Source organism: Streptomyces sp. Je 1-4 4N24 (assembly GCF_026239515.1).
GTDB classification, from domain to species: Bacteria; Actinomycetota; Actinomycetes; order Streptomycetales; family Streptomycetaceae; genus Streptomyces; species Streptomyces nigrescens.
In genome coordinates this window covers 4,185,680-4,204,601 of the sequence record NZ_CP110836.1, presented here as the reverse complement: position 1 = coordinate 4,204,601, position 18,922 = coordinate 4,185,680, and the positions used below count along the sequence as shown (strand labels likewise).

At 66.0% G+C, this 18,922-nt stretch carries 19 protein-coding genes and 1 pseudogene; 9 read left to right on the top strand and 11 right to left on the bottom strand.

What is annotated here, in order from left to right:
• Nucleotides 1–10 precede the first annotated feature (10 nt).
• The 7 genes and pseudogenes from SLV14N_RS18090 to SLV14N_RS18065 all read right to left on the bottom strand — a co-directional run bounded on the left by SLV14N_RS18090 (nucleotide 11) and on the right by SLV14N_RS18065 (nucleotide 6,608).
• The gene (locus tag SLV14N_RS18090) at nucleotides 11–892 is read right to left on the bottom strand and encodes a DUF6192 family protein (protein WP_263270179.1); all 882 of its coding nucleotides are present in this window, start codon (nucleotides 890–892) and stop codon (nucleotides 11–13) included.
• Between the two features lie 304 nt (nucleotides 893–1,196).
• Nucleotides 1,197–1,358 carry a DUF397 domain-containing protein gene (locus SLV14N_RS18085; protein WP_317633735.1) on the bottom strand — a complete coding sequence of 54 codons (162 nt, stop codon included), beginning with the start codon at nucleotides 1,356–1,358 and terminating at the stop codon, nucleotides 1,197–1,199.
• Nucleotides 1,348–1,398: pseudogene (locus tag SLV14N_RS38820) on the bottom strand (hypothetical protein); the annotation flags it as partial. The gene SLV14N_RS18085 and the pseudogene SLV14N_RS38820, both read right to left, overlap by 11 nt.
• Before the next feature lie 31 nt (nucleotides 1,399–1,429).
• Nucleotides 1,430–3,766, bottom strand: a complete 2,337-nt coding sequence (locus tag SLV14N_RS18080; protein WP_263270177.1) for a tetratricopeptide repeat protein — start codon at nucleotides 3,764–3,766, stop codon at nucleotides 1,430–1,432.
• A gap of 8 nt (nucleotides 3,767–3,774) precedes the next feature.
• Complete coding sequence (locus SLV14N_RS18075) at nucleotides 3,775–4,200, bottom strand: hypothetical protein (protein ID WP_263270176.1); 426 nt, start codon at nucleotides 4,198–4,200, stop codon at nucleotides 3,775–3,777.
• A 111-nt stretch (nucleotides 4,201–4,311) separates the two neighbouring features.
• Nucleotides 4,312–5,967, bottom strand: a complete 1,656-nt coding sequence (locus SLV14N_RS18070) for a site-specific integrase (protein WP_263270175.1) — start codon at nucleotides 5,965–5,967, stop codon at nucleotides 4,312–4,314.
• Nucleotides 5,968–5,969: 2 nt separating this feature from the next.
• Complete coding sequence (locus SLV14N_RS18065; RefSeq protein ID WP_263270174.1) at nucleotides 5,970–6,608, bottom strand: helix-turn-helix domain-containing protein; 639 nt, start codon at nucleotides 6,606–6,608, stop codon at nucleotides 5,970–5,972.
• 116 nt (nucleotides 6,609–6,724) lie between these two features.
• On the opposite strand from SLV14N_RS18065, the gene SLV14N_RS18060 reads away from it, so the two are divergent.
• Nucleotides 6,725–6,952 carry an integrase gene (locus SLV14N_RS18060; protein ID WP_263270172.1) on the top strand — a complete coding sequence of 76 codons (228 nt, stop codon included), beginning with the start codon at nucleotides 6,725–6,727 and terminating at the stop codon, nucleotides 6,950–6,952.
• 136 nt (nucleotides 6,953–7,088) lie between these two features.
• On the opposite strand, the gene SLV14N_RS18055 is transcribed toward SLV14N_RS18060, so the two are convergent.
• Nucleotides 7,089–7,307: a helix-turn-helix transcriptional regulator gene (locus SLV14N_RS18055; RefSeq protein WP_263270171.1), complete on the bottom strand. Its 219-nt coding sequence runs from the start codon at nucleotides 7,305–7,307 to the stop codon at nucleotides 7,089–7,091.
• Nucleotides 7,308–7,728: 421 nt separating this feature from the next.
• On the opposite strand from SLV14N_RS18055, the gene SLV14N_RS18050 reads away from it, so the two are divergent.
• Both SLV14N_RS18050 and SLV14N_RS18045 read left to right on the top strand, forming a co-directional pair.
• On the top strand, nucleotides 7,729–8,769 hold the full coding sequence (locus SLV14N_RS18050; protein ID WP_078969834.1) for an AAA family ATPase: 1,041 nt from the start codon (nucleotides 7,729–7,731) through the stop codon (nucleotides 8,767–8,769).
• A complete protein-coding gene (locus SLV14N_RS18045) occupies nucleotides 8,766–9,317 on the top strand; it encodes a guanylate kinase (protein ID WP_263270169.1) in 552 nt (183 codons plus the stop codon). The genes SLV14N_RS18050 and SLV14N_RS18045 overlap by 4 nt, the downstream gene beginning before the upstream one ends.
• 24 nt (nucleotides 9,318–9,341) lie before the next feature.
• On the opposite strand, the gene SLV14N_RS18040 is transcribed toward SLV14N_RS18045, so the two are convergent.
• Nucleotides 9,342–10,211, bottom strand: coding sequence for an NAD(P)-dependent oxidoreductase (locus tag SLV14N_RS18040; protein ID WP_263270168.1), 870 nt, complete (start codon nucleotides 10,209–10,211; stop codon nucleotides 9,342–9,344).
• Nucleotides 10,212–10,223: 12 nt separating this feature from the next.
• Nucleotides 10,224–10,874, bottom strand: coding sequence for an HAD family hydrolase (locus SLV14N_RS18035; RefSeq protein WP_263270167.1), 651 nt, complete (start codon nucleotides 10,872–10,874; stop codon nucleotides 10,224–10,226).
• Nucleotides 10,875–11,351: 477 nt separating this feature from the next.
• Here SLV14N_RS18035 and SLV14N_RS18030 point away from each other — a divergent pair, with 477 nt between their 5' ends.
• The 6 genes from SLV14N_RS18030 to tyrS all read left to right on the top strand — a co-directional run bounded on the left by SLV14N_RS18030 (nucleotide 11,352) and on the right by tyrS (nucleotide 18,097).
• Nucleotides 11,352–11,813 (top strand): DUF4254 domain-containing protein, encoded by a 462-nt coding sequence (locus SLV14N_RS18030; protein ID WP_265873739.1) that lies wholly within the window; start codon nucleotides 11,352–11,354, stop codon nucleotides 11,811–11,813.
• 39 nt (nucleotides 11,814–11,852) lie between these two features.
• Nucleotides 11,853–13,535: a pyridoxal-dependent decarboxylase gene (locus tag SLV14N_RS18025; RefSeq protein ID WP_263270164.1), complete on the top strand. Its 1,683-nt coding sequence runs from the start codon at nucleotides 11,853–11,855 to the stop codon at nucleotides 13,533–13,535.
• The gene (locus SLV14N_RS18020; RefSeq protein ID WP_263270163.1) at nucleotides 13,532–14,596 is read left to right on the top strand and encodes a hypothetical protein; all 1,065 of its coding nucleotides are present in this window, start codon (nucleotides 13,532–13,534) and stop codon (nucleotides 14,594–14,596) included. Before SLV14N_RS18025 ends, SLV14N_RS18020 begins: the two co-directional genes overlap by 4 nt.
• On the top strand, nucleotides 14,593–15,546 hold the full coding sequence (locus SLV14N_RS18015) for a phosphotransferase family protein (protein ID WP_263270162.1): 954 nt from the start codon (nucleotides 14,593–14,595) through the stop codon (nucleotides 15,544–15,546). Before SLV14N_RS18020 ends, SLV14N_RS18015 begins: the two co-directional genes overlap by 4 nt.
• A 4-nt stretch (nucleotides 15,547–15,550) precedes the next feature.
• On the top strand, nucleotides 15,551–16,693 hold the full coding sequence (locus SLV14N_RS18010; protein WP_263270161.1) for a glycosyltransferase family 4 protein: 1,143 nt from the start codon (nucleotides 15,551–15,553) through the stop codon (nucleotides 16,691–16,693).
• 135 nt (nucleotides 16,694–16,828) lie between these two features.
• Nucleotides 16,829–18,097: a tyrosine--tRNA ligase gene (tyrS, locus tag SLV14N_RS18005; RefSeq protein ID WP_263270159.1), complete on the top strand. Its 1,269-nt coding sequence runs from the start codon at nucleotides 16,829–16,831 to the stop codon at nucleotides 18,095–18,097.
• Nucleotides 18,098–18,262: 165 nt separating this feature from the next.
• Here the strand turns inward: tyrS and SLV14N_RS18000 are convergent, their stop codons facing one another.
• Entirely contained in the window at nucleotides 18,263–18,922 is a 660-nt protein-coding gene (locus SLV14N_RS18000) for an HAD family phosphatase (RefSeq protein WP_263270158.1), read from the bottom strand.

The following is an 18,922-nucleotide window of genomic DNA, read 5'->3' as shown; positions in this document are numbered from 1 at the left end:
GTCGGTGTCGCTAGGCGCCGTGCGTTCCGTCAGTGAAGAGGGCGTCCAGCTTTGCCTCCAAGCGGCTCCAGCTCCGGACCGGCTCCGGGTGCTCAGCAAGGAACCATTCCCACATGCCGACCAAGTCCTGGTGCGGATTGCGGAGCTCGAACCAACAGGCATCAATGTCCAAATCCCATCCAAGATTCCTCAAGTAGCCGGCTTCCTCGGCAATGCTGAGACAACAGTGCAAAGCCTCAATACCAAGTCCCACGGCCTCGGCAACATCCTCATCAACGCACGCAACCGTTATGCCCTCCTCTGGCTCATCGAATGCTGCGAGCAAGACCAGCTCGTACAGGACCGCCTGGACAACGAACGGAAGATCCGCCTCACGCACGAGGCCGATGTAGGCATCGCGCTCCGGAGCGACGCCCTCCTCGCGCTCAGCCTGCCGACGTGGTCGGAAATGCGCGGCAGGACCACGGAGGGTCTTCGAGGATTCCGTGTGGCGTGTCTGCCGTCCGAGCGCCCGATTGGCGGCATCACAGGTCCAGCGCCGCTCGCCAGTGCGAGGGTCGACGGGAGGCGCCTTGATCATCTCGAACCGGTCAGGATGGTGAGACAAGATCGAATGAACCGTCCAGCACACGTCCGAACGCCGTTTGGTCTCTGGCCACTGCATCGCGACCTGGTAGTAGTCCCGGAGCGTGTTCGCACTGATGCCGATCCGGCGGGCGAGGAGTTCGATGGCCTCAGTCACTTCGCCATGCCCACGGGAGCGGCCAGCCAGCACATCGATCACGAGATCGCCCAGCTGGAACTGGAGCGCGGACTTTGATTGCGCCAGGCGGCGCCCTCGCACGACCCACCCATCCCGGTCGGCGGAGTGATGATCAGGAAACCGGTTCATAAGCCCTCCAAGAACCACACCCCACCGATCGAGTCTATTCCGCTCACGTGTTCCCCCGGGCCGCGTACGCGCCCGGGCCCCACACCATCCCCCGACACTCAGCCGACCGTGGCGGTACCGCGACGGAATACGGCCACCGGCCAGCTCGCCTGGGACTGAACGCCATCGATGAAGTTCTCGGAATGGCCCAAGCAGCGAAGATCGCCGGCCTTCCTCGGTGCTCTGCCGAGAGGCGAATGGCCCGTCCGCCCGTCCGCACCGCGATCGGTTCGCACCTGGAGACCAGGGCCGAGCGGGCGGGTGTCTAGATCGGAAACTCGCCACGCCGGACTGCCGCTATGAAGTCCAGCCATGCTTCCGCTCTGAAAACGATCATTGAGTCGTCAGGGTCTTTGGAGTCCCGGACAGGGGCCTGGCCCGGTGGGGGGGGTGAGTATTTCCAGGCAGGCGTTCTCGTTGCCGCTATAGCTGCTCTTGCGCCAGACGCGGATGATCGGTTCGTTCAAGGCTGCGTGTCCTCACCGGGGGCGGAATCGTTCATGTGTGCTCTTCGGTGGCGGCTAATTTATATACCTCGCGGCAGTTGAGAGTGCCGGGATGCTCGGGGCCCATTACGCGTGTGCTGACCGTGAGGGTGTGGGCTGCCAGATCCCTCGCCTGCTGGCGGTGCCCGGCGCCGATGAGGATGCGGGCGAGCCGGGTCTGGATGGCCAGGGTGTGGGGGTGCTCCAGCCCGAAGATGCGTTCGCGGACTTCCGCCACCCTCCTGGCGACGTGCTCCGCCTCGTGCCAGTTGTCCTGGCGGAGCAGGATGCCGGCCAGGAGATCCTGGGCGTTCAGGGTTCGTGGGTGTTCTGGACCCAGGACGCGTTCACTGCCGCTGACTGTGGCCCGAGCGAGGGTTTCGGCCTCGTCCAGCTGGTCGTTTCTGGAGAGCAGCCAGGCCAGGGCGATCCTGCTCTGCAGGGTGTGTGGATGCTCGGCGCCCAGGGCGCATTCGCTGATTGCGAGATTGGGCCGGGCGAGGTCTTCGGCCTCCGCCCAGCGCCCCTGTTCGCCGATGGACTCCGAGAGGCAGGCCCGGCTCTCCAGGGTGTCGGGGTGCTCAGGCCCCAGGACGCGGCGGCGTCCGTCTGCCGCACGCCGCATGTGCTGCTCGTCCTCGGCGAATCTGCCGAGTCCGTACAGCGCGAGGCCGAGGGCATGGGCGCTGGCCAGGGTGTCGGGATGGTCAGCGCCGAGGAGGGCTTGCCGGGCGTCCAGGGTTTCCTGGTGGAGATCGGCGGCTTCGGTGAACCGGCCAACTCCGGTGAGAGCGCGGGCCAGTTCGTAGCGGTCGGCCAGCGCGTCGGGCGTCGCGTCGTCCCGTGTGGCGGCGGTAGCCGCTTCGCCCAGAGAATGGGCGGTGGCGTAGTCGCCGCGGGCGTAGCTCTGGAGGCGCAGCCCGCGGACGACGGTCAGCGCGGGCGCCAATGCCCGGCTGCCCGTGGCGGCGGAGCGCCGCAGCAGTGCCGTCGCGTGCGGAGCGAACAGGCGCAGGCTCTGGCTGTCGATGTACTGGCCGTCGCTCGTGGCCAGGAGCTGCGAGAGGAGTTCGGCTGCGGCGGTGAGCACGAGGTCGCGTTGGTCGAGCGGGATCCGGGCGGCGACCGTGTCGAGGAGCAGGGCATGGGCCTGCACGGTACGCACGGTGGGTCGGCCCGAATCTCCGGGGACATCCTGGAGCGAGATGAGCGACTGGGACTTCAGCCCCATGACGGCGGCGTTGGCCCGGCCGCCGGTCAGAGCCGGATCAGCTTGCGCGAGGGCGGTGGCGTCCAGGCGGGGCGGGGCAAGCAGGCCGACCGGCAGGGGATCGGGCGCGTAGCACGACAGCAGCCGCAGCACCGTGGTCGTTTCGGGGAGACCCTGCCGGTGAAGGGCGTCCAGCGACAGCTGCCAGGTGCTGCTGATCAAGCGGCGTAGATCGCGTTCGCCGGGCTCGGCGCCTAGGTCCAGGACGGTGCCCGGATCGTGCCGCAGGCGCTGGAGGTAGTCGTGGACGGTCACCGGTTCCAGGACCTGCTGGCCCAGGTAGGTGCCGGCCAGCATGAGCGCGAGCGGGTGGCATCCCAGGCTGTGGGCCAGTTGCCCCAGCGCGGCCAAGTCTGTGTCGCCGACCTGGAAGTCCAGCAGCACCTCCACGGCGTCTGACACGTCCAGTACGCCGAGGGGGTGCGATGCGGCCCCGTGCCATAGCGGAGCGGTGCCGTGCCGGGTGGTAACGAGTACGGTCCCGCGTGGGCTGGAGCGCAGCCAGCCGGGCTCCTGGAAGATGGCGGGTTCGTCGGCGTTGTCGAGAACGAGGAGCCAGCGTTCGGCTGAGCGGTCGAGGTAGTGCCAGACCAGGTCCGCCGCAGGGCGCCTGCCGGCCCGGGCGGCGTCGACCTCGTCCTGGGAGGCGCCCCGGTCGGAGGCTACGGCGAGCATTCCCGCGCGGAACGAGGTGGTGCTGGAGGCGTTGACCCACAGCCCGGTGATGTCGTGGCCGCCCACCGCCTCGTCGAACACGGTCAGTGCCACCGCGGTCTTCCCGCAGCCGGGCATGCCGTGCACGAGGTGGATGCCTTGCGGCTCCGGCTCGCTGCCCAGGATTGCGGCCAGGAGCGCGCGTCGGAGGTCTCGACGGTCCCGGATCGGTGAGTGCATCCGGGCGGCCAGAGGTACGCGTACCGAGTCCGGCCCCGCCCATTGCTGATCCCCCAGGGCGCCGAGGGTCGCGGCGATGTGGGTGTGGTACTCGGTGATGTGCTGGTCACGCTCGGCGCGGAACAGCCGGCCGTGATCGCTCACGGCGGTGCGCGGCACCGGCGCCTCGGGCGAGTTCGGTTCCACGCCCTCGGTCACCGTTCGGTGATGTGCTGGTCACGACCGGCCTGGTAGACCCGGCCGCTGCCAGAGACCTCGGCACGCATGTGGACCACCGGGGCCTGGATCTCCTGCCCTGGGGGAAGCAGAGCGCGAGACTCCTCCAGGATACGGAGCAGCTCGTGCGCGGTGTCCGGATCGGCGATCAGCAGGCGGCGCAGCCTTCCTTGCCACTCACCCGCCAGAGCCTGCTCGCCGAGAGTGTCGCCATCCTGCCGAGCGGCCAGAATCTCCGCCCGGGTCACCTCCAGCTCAGTGCCGACCTCTTCGGCCTGGCCAGGGCGCACGCGGCGCCACAACGCGACGACGCCGTCACGGGTGTGCTGCCAGACATCGGTCGCCATCAGGGCCACGACGGTGGCGCTCGCGGTCTGCGCCATCGCCGTCAACTGCGGATCCATGCTCCCCCCAAACCAGCTGTACCTCGCATCTGCCCCATGGTAAGCGGCTGTTGGCATGAACGGGCCCTGACCGGCTCCAAGGTCATGACGCGGCGGGTGTATGAACAAGCATCAGCCGGCCTCTCCAGCCACGATCATGCGTCCTTCTCGCCCAGCGGCCCCGCAGGTACACGAACAGGTGCACCCCTCTACCGTGCCGATGGAGGGTCCAGGCCGCGAAGCGCGCCGCTCGATCGCCGTACGGATCGCTCGGGGAGCACGGGGCACGAGCTTGACCACCGCTTCCGCCGCCGCGCGGGCCAGGTCGTCGAGGACGGACTGGTAAATGTCGCGGGTGATGCGGGTGTCGCTGTGGCCCAACGTCTCCGAGACGACCTTGATGTCGACGTCGGCCGCCAGCATGAGGGTCGCGGCGCCGTGGCGCAGGTCGTGGAGGCGGATCGGCGGCAGGTCGGCCTCGGCGACGAGGCGTTCGAAGAGGTCGGAGATCTTGCCTGGGTGGAGAAGGGAGCCGTCCTCCTCGGTGAAGATGCGGCCTGTGTCCTGCCAGGCGTCATCCCACTTTCGCTTCTCCTCCTCCTGGGCGACCTTGCGCAGCTCGATGAGGTCGACTGTCTCTTCGTCGAGCGCGATGGACCGGATGCCGCTGTTGGTCTTCGGGAGACCCTCAAGGATCTCCCAGCCGTCCTGGACGAGCTGGGTGGCGATCTCCAGCGACCGCGATTTCTTCGAGTAGTCGATCCAGCGCGGAGCACAGCCCTCGCCACGGCGCAGGCCACGGAAGGCGATCATCCGCCACATGGCCTCCAGACGGTCGCCGACGATGTGGTCCAGGAACTTGCCGGTCTGCTCCGGCGTCCAGACCATGACCGGGCTGGGCTTCTCGCCGGTGGCCAGCCAGTGCGCGACGCGCTCGTCGGTCCAGACGAGGGCCTTGGGCTTGGTACCGGGCTGCAGCTCGACGTGCTCGGCCGGGTTGTAGTTCGGGATGACCCGCTGGGCGATAGCCGTGTTGAGGGCCGCCCGCAGGGTGGCCTTGATGTGGTGCTGTGTGTTGACGGTGGTGACACGTCGGAAGGGCGGCATCTGGTCGATGGCGACCTTCAGCCACTTCCGGCGGGCCCGGTTCTCCGTGCCTTTCCAAGGTATGGCCTTGAGTTCGTCGACGGCCGCTCGCCGCTGGGAGTTCTGCTCCTGGATCTCGATGTTCGCCTCGTTGATGGCGTCGAACATGCGGTCCAGGTGGGGGACGTTGAGCTTGTCCAGGCGTATCTCGCCCAGGTGGGGCTTGAGGTGGACGCGGACGTCGCACTCGTACCGCTTGTGGCCGCCCACGCGGAGGCGCTTCTTGCCGGCGAGCCAGAGGTCGAGCCACTCAGCCACCGACATCTTCGAGTTCAGTGCCTGACCTGCCGACAGCCGCCGACGCGTTTCGTCGTAGTCCGGCAGCGGCTCCTTCTTCTTGGCGCAGTCCTCCAGCATGTCGCTGATCGCCAGATGCCCCGCTTGGTCGTCCTCATCGGGTATGGCGAGCAGCGCGCGGACCTTGCCCAGTTCCTTGGTGGCGTCGGTCGAGGACTCGAAACCGCTGCGGCGGAATTCCCGCCGAGTGCCGTCGGATCGATTGACCAGTTCGTGGCGTATGGACCAGTTGCCATGGCGGCGATTGGCAAGTTTGGGGCACGCCTTGCCGTAGTTCTTGCCCGTCGTGGGGTTGCGGCAGGAACAGCGGCGGGTGACCGTGCCGCCGTAGGTGGTGCTGGCCAAGGCTAGTCCTCGGGATCGTGCTCGTCGACGAAGGAGAGTTCGGTGGGGAGGGACGGTGGGGTGAGGCCGCGCTGCTGCATCGTGAGGCGGAACTCCCGGAGCTCTCTGCAGTCGTCGAAGGCGAGCTGTTCGTACGCGCCCGCGGCTTCGAGCAGAGCCTCACGGCGGCCGGAGCCGAGGGTGGTGCTGGCTTTCCGGCGGCGCTCCTTGGCCAAGCGGGTCGAAGCCAGGGCGGTTGCCACGGCGTCGCAGTGGGCGCGGAAGGTGTCCAGCACGCCGCGGGCGGAGTCCTCCGGCGCGGGCCTCTCCAGCCGTGTCTCGCCGGTGAACCAGGCCACAGCATCCCAGGTCGAGACCTCCCGGTCTGGAAGCACTTCGACGGAGGCTTCCAGGCCGAGGGGGAACAGCAGGCTGACCGGCGGGACCTTGTAGACCTCGGCCAGGACGAGGAACTCCGCGAGGTCGATCGAGCTTCGGCGCCCGGTCTCCAAGTTCGTGATCGTCGTCTTCGGGACCGCCAGGCCCAGGGCCGCGCATGCCTCGGCCGCTTCCGTGACGGTGAGGCCGGCGGCCTTGCGCGCACGGCGCATCTGCTCGGCGACGCGGGCGGTGAAGGTCGGTGACCACTCCCTGTTTGTCATGGTGACAACTTACGCCAGGGAAATGTGTTGCAGCAACATTCGTGGTACACAGTTCGCCGCCAGGGCAACTTTAGTGATCGGAATACATCATGACTACACGCAAAGCTGTACGAGGGATGACCTACGAAGAGCTGCTCGCGCTGCCGGCTGCCGTCGACCTCGACACAGCCAACAAGGCGCTGACGATCGGCCGGAGCACCGGATACGCCTTGGCGAAGAGGGACGAGTATCCGGTCACCGTCCTCAAGCTCGGGAACGCGTACCGCGTGGTTACTGCGGAGCTGCACCGGCTACTCGGCGTACAGCCTGAGGAGGCGGTCGGGTGCGGTGCCCCTTCCACGTAGCCGTCGGGGACGTTGCCCCCTGGCCTGGATGCCGGAGCGCGGAATGCGGGGCTCGCGGAGGCGAACCCTTCCATGGGGTGGGCATGCCTGCGGAGGTTTGTGGGTGCCATGCTGCGACCTCGTGCCCGCGGCCGGGTCAGGACACCGCTTGGAACGGTGGGGTCGGCGCGAGGGGGACAGGACGGAGCATCGGGCCTGTGAGATCAGCGGGTGCATTCAAGCCGTCCAGAAGCACGATGATGCGATCGATGTTCGTGAGCCGCCGCTGCCCAGACTCCAGCATCGACAGGAAAGCCTGGCTCAGCCCCGTCAGGAACGCCATGTCCTCCTGACGGAGATGGCCGCGTTCTCGCACGAGCTGGCATAGCCTGCCGAAGTCCCGCTGAACTAAGGCGTCTTTGACGTCCTCGTACGCCCAGACCTGGGTCGGGATGAAGGGGCATGTTGTCTGTGCCGCCGTCCCACTGCGGTTACAGACGGAACAGACGGTTTCGCTGTTATACCGGCTCAAGCGGCACCGGCAGGCGGTACACCGGCGACCGCCCCACGCAGCAGCTACCTCGGTGGTTCGCCGTCTTGACACTGTGATCGTCTCCCTCGCCGAGTGATCAACCTTGGCTCCGGCAAGTACTCCGCCGGGGTGGGGCCCATCACATCTGCGTTTGGTGCCGCGGAGTATCACTGGTGCTTGGCCAAGCCGCTCATCATCGGGCGACGTGACTTTTCAACATCCGCTTACACATGCGTTCGCGCGGGGCAGACTTAGTGTCCCGATCATGGTGAGTAACGGGCAGGCGGTAGCAGTCATGGCGAAGAGCCGTGCGGGGTGGCAACCGGGCCAGCTTCGCTCCATGCGCGAAGCACATGGCCTGACGCTTGAGGGCGCCGGTGAGCGGCTACGTGAGGTGGCGCGCGCTGCCGGACTCACCGTGCCGGCGGCGAACTTCCAGACCTTGTGGCAGCACGAGCAGGGTGAGGTGTACCCCGGCCCGCATTACCGCCGGGCCTACTGCCTTCTGTACCGGGCTACCGAGCCTGAGTTGGGGTTCCGGAAGGCGTTGCCGGGTGAGCAGACTCAGCTCCGGCTCACGCCCTCGAAGGTAGAGCCGCTCGGCGACCATGTGCTGGCCGTTGAGCGCGCGGTGCTGCAGATCGCTCCGGGTAATGCCGACAGCAACGGTCAGGAGGTTCAGCAGCGCATCATTGATGCGTGGAGACGCCGTCACACGGGCGGCGACCCGAATCAGCCCACGCTATTGATGGTGGGCGGCCTCGCCGGCAGTGGGAAGTCGGAGTTCTCACGGTTCATCTCGCGGCTCACCGGGTGGCCGGTCCTCGATAAGGATCCCATCACCCGTCCGCTTGTTGAGCGGCTGCTCGTTGAGATGGGAAGCGATCCAAACGACCGCCATTCCCCGGTATATCGGGAGAAGGTGCGGCCCTTGGAGTACCAGTGCTTGCTGGAGACCGCCTACGCCAATGTGGACTGTTCGATCAGCACTGTGCTCACCGCACCGTTCGTTGCTGAGGTGAGCGACGAGCGGTGGATGCGCCGGTTGATCAACCGGTGCGAGGCGCGGGGAGTGACGGTGGCGGTTATCTGGATCCAATGTGACCTTGAGACCATGCACGAGTACATCAGCTTCCGCTCGGCAGCCCGCGACAGCTGGAAGTTGCAGAACTGGGATGAGTACGCGGCGACGATTGATCCGGAACTACGGCCGGTCGTACCGCACTTGGTGGTCGACAACCGTCTCGGTACCGCGATATCCCTCACCGATCAGGTTCGGCAGGTCTTCGGGACGGTGTTCGCATGAGCCAGGGCATTCTGCTGTACGGTCCACCCGCATCCGGGAAGGACACCATCACCACGGCACTGTGTGACTTCAACGACGCCTATCGCGCGTTCATGCGTCTCAAGATTGGTAGTGGCCGTACTCGTGGCTACCGGATGGGGACCGCCGATGAGCTCGGAGAGCTTGAGGCACGCGGAGACGTGATCTACCGCAACGACAGGTACGGCAACATCTACCTCGTAGACCGTCCCGGCCTTGCCCAGGCCATGCAGGACGGGTGCATTCCCATCCTGCATCTCGGACAGATCGCAGGTATTGAAGCGGTGGTGGAGAAATTCCCCACCTCGTGGACCAGCGTGCTCCTGTGGTGTTCGCGGGAGAGTACCGCGAACCGCTCCAAGGGACGCGGTGACAGCGATACCGAGGCCCGCCTCTCCGCCTGGGACGCGACGGCCCAGGACATCGAGACCAGCACGGATTTCGCTTGGGACCTACGGCTCGACACCGACGCCATCTCGCCTGCAGAGGCGGCGCACGAGATCGACCTGCTGATTCGCCGCGGCATCTGACCGCGGGTGAACCGCACGGACCGGCTACGGTTCGTCATGCCCCTCACGACCGTGGTCGACATGCAGGAGCGCGAGCGCCTCGGCGACGGTGAGTTCACGGTCTCGGGCGCTCGCCCACTGGTGAAGAACTCCGCTGGATGCGCGCATCAGCTCGTCCGGCAGCCCGGCCTCCCGCAGCAGAGCTGCTGCATCGTCCAGTTCAGGGCCCCAGCGCCAGGCACGGGAGGCAGTCTTGGGGATGTAGCCGGTCTCGGTCAGGTAGCTGCCACCCCGTTTCCCAGCGATCTTGACGAGCTCGTCGGCAACGCCGTTCGCATCAGCGACGCCGTAGGCGAGCGCCGCCAGGATGCGGGAGACCTTCTGGTAACTCGAGTACGACAGCTTCAGCGCAGAGGCCGTACCCACCTCGGCGCCCAGCACATGGGGTTTCACGTCACTCGCGGCGAACAGGGACGCGACCTGAGAGCAGCCGTCAGGGGCTCCGGACAGATACAACGTGGGCTGCTTGCCACCCACCGGCGGGGAGCCGACCACCGCGCCATCGATGACCACGGCGCCAGGAAGAAGCCCTGAGACCTCCCTGACGCGATGCGGCGTGATCGCGTTGGCCTCGATGTACAACCCGCCGTCGAAGCCACAGGCCGCCACCTGCTGCGCGACATCCACCGCGGCGGCAGGCGGGCACAGAGACAGCAGCACATCGGCACGTGCCACGAGCTGCGCAAGGTTCTGTACGCCTTCGAGGCCGGCATCCTCGGCCCGCGCCCGGGACCGGCTGCTGCGGCCTTCCAAGCACCACAGCACCCGCACGTTGCGCCGTCGCAACTGGGCGCCGAAAGCGGCGCCCATGCTGCCGGGATGCAGCAGCCCAACCGTGATCGCTTCAGAGTTCACGACGAGGTCCTCTCAGCTCACGGTGGTGAGCAGCAGATCGATCGCTTGGCATACATCAGTGGTGGCGTGGTCCGGCTCCGCGTCGTCCCCGGGCCAGGACCTGCCGCCGCTGATCCAGATGGTGCGTAGTCCGGCCGCTCTGCCGCCGCGGATATCGGTGTCCACGCCGTCGCCGATCATCCAGCCACCGAGTGCGAGGTCGGCTCCGCATGAGGCGGCCGCCTTCTCGAACATCGCTACCTCCGGCTTACGCACTCCGGCTGCCTCAGAGGCGCACACCGCATCAACGTGATCGACGATCCCCGACATGGCCGCTTTCTCGGTCTGGATCTCATTGGCGCCGTTCGTGGCGACGGCGATCTTCCAGCCGGTACGTCGGAGCGTGGACAGGCCCTCAAGCACATCAGCAGGGCAGCTGACTGAGCGAGCCATGTATACGCAGTAGTCACGCCACAACGCCTCGGCCGAAGGGGCAAGGCCGTACTGCGCACGGATCGTCTCGAAGGCCGAGGGGTAGGCACGTGCGTGCACCACCTGGAGCAGATCCGCTCGGTCGTGATCATTCAGGGCGTACTGCGAGGAGAATGCCGAGACCCAGTCCGTCAGGGGACCTTGGCGGTCAACAAGGGTGTTATCAAGATCGAAGATCGCCAACCGCTGCATGGAAGCAGACCTTACGGGACCGTGAGTTGCCCGGAACGCGCAGTTGGGCGCCATGATGACGAGGTCTCGCGCAGCGTGGGCTGACCGGCCGGCGGGCGCGTCGATGACGTGGCGGACCCGATTCGCCAAGTCCTGCTCTATGCCGTGACGTTCACAGCGTCGCTGCTCAGCCCTTCAGCGATCGATTGGCGCGCAGGGCATGGGCGTATCACAACGGTGATGTGATCGACTCGCGCCGATGAGCCACTCTTGCATCCACCCTCCGCTCGCGCTCACGGCTGTCTCCCATGACCGTCGGCAGGGGCTGATCCAACGAGGTACCGAAGGGGGATACCGCTGATGACGAATATGCCTGCTCAGCTGGATCTAGATACGGGCGAGCGGGATCCAGACCCGCGAACTGTAATGATTCAGGTTAAGTCCTGCCTCGACATACAAAATGGGCAACGCGGGTGGTGCGAGGATGCTCTCGCCGGGATGCCGTTTCCTCGCTCGCCGGAGTTGCTGGAGCCGCTGAACCGGCTGCATGCGAACAACAGCCGGCAGTGGGACGCCGAAGATCGGGTGCGGCGAGCTGGAGACGGGCAGATTCCGGCCATCAAGCGGGAGATCGACGAACTCAACAGCCGTCGCCACGAACTCATCGAGCAGATCGATCGAATCTTTGATGCGGCGTGGGGTGCGGACCAAGACGTGCCTCCCCTTACTGAGTCGATCGGCTCGGCGCTGGATCGCCTGTCGGTGGAGACGCTGCGGATCATGCATACCGAGCAACTCGTCGAGGATGACGCCGGCGCGGCGGAACGTGTCGCGATTCTGCGTCGTCAGCGTGACGATCTCGTGTGGTCTATCGCAGTCGCTTGTGAGGACCTTGCCTCCGGCCGACGGCGCACGCCCCGACCTGAACGCATGAAGCTCTACGGGAAGCCCGGACGATGAGCGCGGTCGGGTTGCTCCTCCAACGCACTGGGGTCCACCATGACAACTGATTGCTCCGGGTATGGGGATGATTTCGCAGACTGGCGCAATGGCCTGTTTCTGCGCCCCGATGGCGACAACGCCGACGTGCTTGTCGAACTCATCCGCTGTGCCCTCGATGAGGCGCTGAGCCATCAGGGTGCAGGGCCCGTGTATCCGCGCTGGGACCAGGAAGACGGGCGTTCACCGGTGGGTGGCGGACACCTGCTGGAGAACCCTGTCGCCGCGGAGACGGTTCTCAGCCAACTGCGTTGGTGGCTGGCTGGATCGGTCAAGGTGCACCACCACATGTTCGCCAAGAACGTCGTTCCGCCGCCGTCGTTCGTCAACCTGGCGGCGCTGTGCGCGGTGTCGTTGTTCATGCCGAACGGCGTCACCGGAGAGGACGCCGCCGAGACCCTTACCGCCGAGCTGTCCTGTGCCCAGGCGATGGCGCGGCTGGCGGGGTACGACTCGGATCAGGCAGGTGGCCTGTTCACGTTCGGGGGCACTGCGACCAACCTGTACGCGATCAACGTCGGCATCTCCAAAGCGCAGCCCGACCACGCCGAGCGGGGCATCGAGCCTGGGATGGCCGTCGTCGGTTCCTGGCCGGCGCACTACTCGCAGAAGTCCGCCTGCGCGTGGCTTGGGATCGGTACCCAGAACTACATATCCGCTGCGTCGTTGCCCGACCAGACCACAGACCTGGAGTCGATGGAAGCGGCCTGCCGCGACGTGCTGGCACGCGGGCACCGACTTGCATGCATCATGGGCGCTGGCGGGACGACCTCCAATATGGCTGTCGATGACTTCGTCGAGATCGCTGCGATGCGGGATCGGCTGGCCGCCGAATATGGACTGAACTACACGCCCCATGTGCATGCAGACACCGTTGTCGGGTGGGCCTATCTCTGCTTCATCGATTACGACCTGCATCGCAATCCCCTCGGATTCAGCCCGCCCGTGGTGGCCAAACTGTCACGTCTTGTGGAGCGCCTGAGAACAGTGCGGCACGCCGACTCGTTCGGAACCGATTTCCACAAGACCGGTTTCGCACCGTACACGTCCAGCATGATCATCATGCGAGACGGGCGAGACTTCTCGCGGCTACGTCGCGACGGCGGAGTCATGACTCCGCTGTTCCATGACAAGGACGCGTACAACCCCGGGACCTTCACACTGGAAACCTCTAGGTCAGCGGCGAACATGGTCGCGACCTGGGTTGGCCTGCAGGCCCTGGGCAAGCAGGGAATGCGGAAACTTCTCGGTCACGCGCTTGAGACAGCCGAATCCCTCCGACGCCACGTTGATGCCGTGGCAGCTGGCAACGTGACAGCCATCAACAAACATTCGTACGGCCCGGATGTGTTCTTGCGCTGTTACCCGCCGGACGACCCGGCCGCTTCCGAGGAGGACTTCAGCGACACCAGCGCGGTGCGCCGAATAAACCAGTACACCTCTGACCTGTTCGCGTGGCTATCGCGGCAACGTGTACCGGAGGCCGAGCAGATCGCGCTGAGCAAGACCTCCGCGGCCTTCTACACGCCGGCCGGCGAGCCGGTCGTGGCTCTGCGGGTGTACTCCCTCAACCCGTACTTCTCCGATTCTCACGCCAGGGAGCTGGTCGCGCGCCTCCTCAAGGGCAAGCGACAGTTCGACGCCATTCATCCGGATACAGATGTGTACGAGGGGGCCCAGTGAACGGACCATCGATCAACGGACGAGAAGAGCTGCCGACGCACTTCGCCGCCGCCGACCTCCCTATCCGTGACTGCGTCGAGTTGACGGCTGGCCTGGCCTCCTACGCCCGGAGACACGGACTAACCCAAGTCGAGGTGAGCGGGCCACCAGCGATCGGTGAACTCATCGAGGAATTCGGATTCGATGAGGTGCGCTTTGTCGAGGCCCACGGGAAGCCCGCTGCGGATATCCCGGCGGTTCCACGGACTTGGCGCTGCGGCCAACGTGGGCTGCGCTGCCTAAGCGAACAACTCGCGGACGCGGCAAGACTTCCGTCCGAGGCAGACAAGGCGCCGCCGACGACGCTCCCCGGCGGATCCGTGATGCGGTTCGCCCGGCACAATCGTCTCGGCGATGCCCTGGGCATTGTCACCGGCCTGGAGCAATACTGCCGCGACAACGCCATAGCATCAGTTGCCGTAACCGGTTCGCCCATCCTCGCCGAAGTTGTCGAGGTGTTCGCATGCGGGCGAGTGAGCTACGTCCCTTCGCCCAGCGAAGCGATCAGTGGCGACGCGATCTTCGCCCGGTCTTCATGGAGCCTCCCGTGGCTTGACCGGTTCAACCACGCCGTGACCGACGCCTTCGGGGGACGAGTCCGCCACCGAGTGCCGCCGCTTCCCCTCCGTGAAGCTCCAACGCCCAGTGGCCAAGAAGACGTGGTGTATTGCCAGCTCGATGCGCGTTCCAGCACCCCGCTGCCGCGACAGTCAGCCCGACGGCTTCTGAACCAGGTTGCAGCACACGGCGAAGTCCAGATCCTCGGCGGCCCTGACACCCAGGACTACCTCGGCGACGACCTGACCTACGTGCGGGCAGACCTTCCCGAGATGGTCACCCGCCTCCTGTCATGCCGTCTTTTCGTGGGGTGCGACAGCGGCCTGGGCCACCTCGCGGGTTACCTCGGCGTTCCCGGCCTGATCGTCAGCACCGACGACTTCGAGACGACCTGGGCATTCTTCCGTGGCTACGCCAGCCTCAGCGTTATCCCGCTCGCGGCAACAGAATTGCTCCTGCCATGAAGCCCCCCACAGAGCAGGAAGCCCTGAAAGCGGCCAGTCGGTGCCTGCGCCAAGAGGCCGTGACCGCCCGCCGAATCTCGATGGGCCGCAGCCACTTCGTGTTCACGGTGGGGCTGAAGTCCGGTGAGTCCGTGATTGCGCGGATCACTCGACACGACCGCGCCGAGTGCTTCGCGGGATTCGCGTATTGGCGGCGCCAGCTCGCTCGGGTGGGAGTGCCCGTCCCCCGCGTGCTGTCCATGGACCTAACCGGGACCGTACTGCCCTGGCCGATCATGCTCCTTGAGCAAGCCCCAGGGGATGATCTCTGCAACGTCTACACCGACCTTACGGCCGCGGAGAAGCACGCCGTTGCCAACGACCTGCTCGCAATCCGGCACCGCATGAGCGGCCTTCCACCCGGTCCCGGATACGGCGGCATCGCCAGCTACAGCGACCTGCGCTGCCACTCCCGCTGGTCGGACGTTCTCTGGGAGTACTTCACCGGCGCAATCGATCAGCTGACGCCCTCGCAGCGGCAGAGGCCGGCCATCGGAGAAATCCGCAGAACCATCCGCGAGCTACGCCCCGAGTTCGAACGCATCGATCCGTTGCCCTACCTGATCGACGCCACCCACCAGAACGTGCTGGTGGATGGCGGGAGAGTCACGGCGATCGTCGACCTCGACGAGCTCGGGTTCGGTGACGCCCTATACCCCCTCGGCGTCGCTCGCGCCGGCCTTTTGGCCCGTGGACCGGAGGCGGACTGCATCGAACGAGTTGCCGCACCACTGTGCGTCGGCCCCATTAGGCAGCGCATATTCGACCTGTACTCAGCGGTCGCCAGCCTCAAAATGCTCTCCCCCAGTCCCCTCAGCGTCACCGGCCCGCCCTCGGCTGACAGCCCGATCGCCACCCGGCTCTGGACCTTGGTCGATTTCTTCGCCGCCGCCGCGGCCCACAAGGAGTAACGCCATGCCCGGCACCGTCTTCGTGAGTCTCGACGACTTCACCCGCGAGGGCTTCACCAATGGCCTGTTCCTTCAAGTCCGCGAACTACTGCAACGCGTCAAGCGCCGAGGGCACCCAGCCAGCCTCGCCTGCGTCGCCCAACACAGGAATCCCGGAATCGAACGCAGAACCCGGACCGTCCAGGGCAGCACTGTCCACGAAACCTTCATCGGTGCCCCGGGGCCAGCGAGCGCGTACCGGCAGGCGCTTCGAGATCTTCTGAAGGAGCTGGACCCCGACGTGATCCTGCTCAACTCCTGCGCGGTCCGGCTCAACGAAGCGCATCGTGCCGTGCTGGACGAATGCCTCGCGAGTGGTCGGCATGTAGCGGTGCTCGTGACCGACCAGCTTTACCCCACAAGCCATGACCACCCCGCCGACGAGGTCCGGGGTTACTACGATCTGATGCGGCAGGCCAGTGTGCACGCGGTCAGCCAGACGATCGCCGACGCCTTCCACAGCCAGACCGGCGTGCCGGCGCAGGTGCTCCCTAACCTCCTGCCTGAGCGACGAGTCAGCCCGACGCCCATAGGCGCGGCGGGTCGATCCCTGACATTGATCAACCACCACCCCATCAAGGGCCGACGTGTCTGGGACGCACTCATTCGTCAGCGCCCCAGCGACGCCTACCTTGTCGTGGAGACCTGGCCCGACGTCCCGCCGTACGCGCCGCCCTCCGCGAACGTCCAAGTGGACTCCTTCAGCCCGGACCCCACCGCGATTTACAACCGCACCAGGATCCTGCTCATACCGTCCCTCGGCCCGGAAGGTCTCCCACGAGTTGCCCTTGAAGCAATGGAGTCAGGAGTACCTGTCGTGGCTCACCGAATAGGCAGCCTGCCTGAGCTGGGGAATGCCGCGATGTTCGTCGCCCCGCCACCAATCGCTGGCTACGAGCTCGAAGGCAATGTGCTGTATCCCCTGGTGTCTCCCAACGACATCAACCGGGCCGCACGGGATTTCGGACAGATCATCGACGCGATCGATCATGACCCCGCGCTCCGTACCCGACTCGTCGCCGACGGCAAAGCACTCGTGCGTGATTATCGCGATCACAGCGAGGCTGTGATCAGTCGACTACTCGACGTATGGTTCGGGATGGTGTGAACCAGGACACTCCGGGTGTGCGGCGACCTGGTCACTGCACGTAGACGGCCGCTGACCAGTACAAACACGAATGGCAGCCTGGAGCACTACACTGGCCGCCACACTGACACACGCGACTCTAGGAGACACAGGACCGTGACGGCCATCGTCGACGAGTTCCAGTGGCGTGGGCTGATCGCCCATGCCACTGACCAGGATGCACTGCGCAAGGCTCTCGCGGATGGTCCCGTCACGTTCTATTGCGGCTTTGACCCGACCGCGGCCAGCCTGCACGTGGGCCACCTGGTCCAGGTGCTCACCCTTCGCCGGCTCCAGCAGGCCGGGCACCGGCCGCTGGCGCTCGTGGGCGGCGCGACCGGCCACATCGGCGACCCTCGGCCGACCGCCGAGCGCACCCTGAACGACCCGGAGACCATCGCCCAGTGGGTGACCCGGCTGCGCGCGCAGATCGAGCCGTTCCTCTCCTTTGAGGGCGACAATGCAGCGACCATGGTCAACAACCTGGACTGGACCTCGGGCCTGACCGTGATCGGATTCCTGCGGGACATCGGAAAGCACTTCCGGGTGAACAAGATGCTCACCAAGGACTCGGTCGCCCAGCGCCTGGCGTCCGACCAGGGCATTAGCTTCACGGAGTTCAGCTACCAGTTGCTCCAGGGTATGGATTTCCTGGAGCTGTACCGGCGGTACGGCTGCACCCTCCAGACAGGCGGCAGCGACCAGTGGGGCAACCTCACGGCCGGCCTGGATCTGATCCACCGCATGGAGCCGCACGCCGAGGTGCACGCCCTCGCGACGCCACTGTTGACGAAGGCGGACGGCACCAAGTTCGGCAAGACGGAGACCGGCACGCTGTGGCTTGACCCGGAGATGACCACGCCGTACGCGTTCTACCAGTTCTGGCTGAACACCGACGACCAGGACATCTCCCGGTACATGCGCATTCTCTCCTTCAAGTCCCGCGAGGAGCTTGAGGAGTTGGAGAAGGTGACCGAGGAGCGGCCGCAAGCCCGTACCGCGCAGCGTGCGCTCGCCGAGGAGCTGACCACGCTGGTGCACGGCGCCGACCAGTGCGCCGCGGTGATCGCCGCGTCGAAGGCGCTGTTCGGGCAGGGCAAGCTCGCCGACCTCGACGAGGCGACGCTGGCCGCTGCGCTCTCCGAACTCCCGAACGCCAAGGTGAGCGAGCTCGGCCTGGTGACCGATCTGTTCGCGGAGGTTGGCCTTGTGGCGAGCAAGTCGGCCGCCCGCCGCACCGTGAAGGAGGGCGGCGCCTACGTGAACAACGTGAAGGTGGCCTCCGAGGACACGGTGGCCACGGCTGATGAGCTGTTGCACGGACGCTGGTTGGTGCTTCGCCGGGGCAAGAAGAACCTGGCGGCGATCGAGGTCACCGGGGTCTGAAGCAGCCCGGGAGATGGAAGCTCAGCCGTGAGCTGGAGGAGTACCTCCGGCTCACGCACCTGGGCTACGGCTACCGTGAGGTAAGAGGCCCGTCGGCAATAACCCGCGGACCGGTCGTGAATGGCGCAGCGGCCGGTCCAATTGCCTGCGAGGCACTGCTGAAGTTCAGTGCGTAGGGGTGGCCAGCAGCTTGGGCAGGTCGCGCATATCGTCGAACAGGGTGGTGCCTGGGCCTTCCAGTCGCGTGGCCGGCGTGAGGCCGCCGCAGTAGCCAAAGGACCGCATGCCAGCGGCACGCGCTGCCTGAACTCCGTACGCGCTGTCCTCGATCACCGCGCACCGCTCGGGCTTCACGCCCATGGAGCGAGCAGCGTGCAGGAAAAGGTCGGGGGCAGGCTTGCCTCGGGGGACGTCGTCTGCGCTGAAGATGCGCTCCTCGAAGTGGTCGCTCAGCGCGGCGATCTCCAGGTTTCTCCGGATGCCGGCGTGGTGAGTGTTCGATGCGACGCAGACGGGTGTGGTGAGGCTGCTCAGGGCTTCTGCGACTCCATCGACAGCGGTCAATTCCGCGTCGAAGGCCGCCTGGTACAGATGCTCGTATTGCTGCAGCCAGTCCTTCTCCAGACGCCGTCCAAGCTGTTCCTCTACGGCGGCCGTGTAGACCTCGGTAGACGAGCCGACGAACTTCTCGATGATCTCTTCCTCGGTGAACGTGCATCCCAGGTCAGCCATGATCATCGCGTCCACTTCGACGCATATCCGCTCGCTGTCCACCAGCACGCCGTCACAATCGAAGATCACCAGCTCGACAGGGCTCTGCGTCAT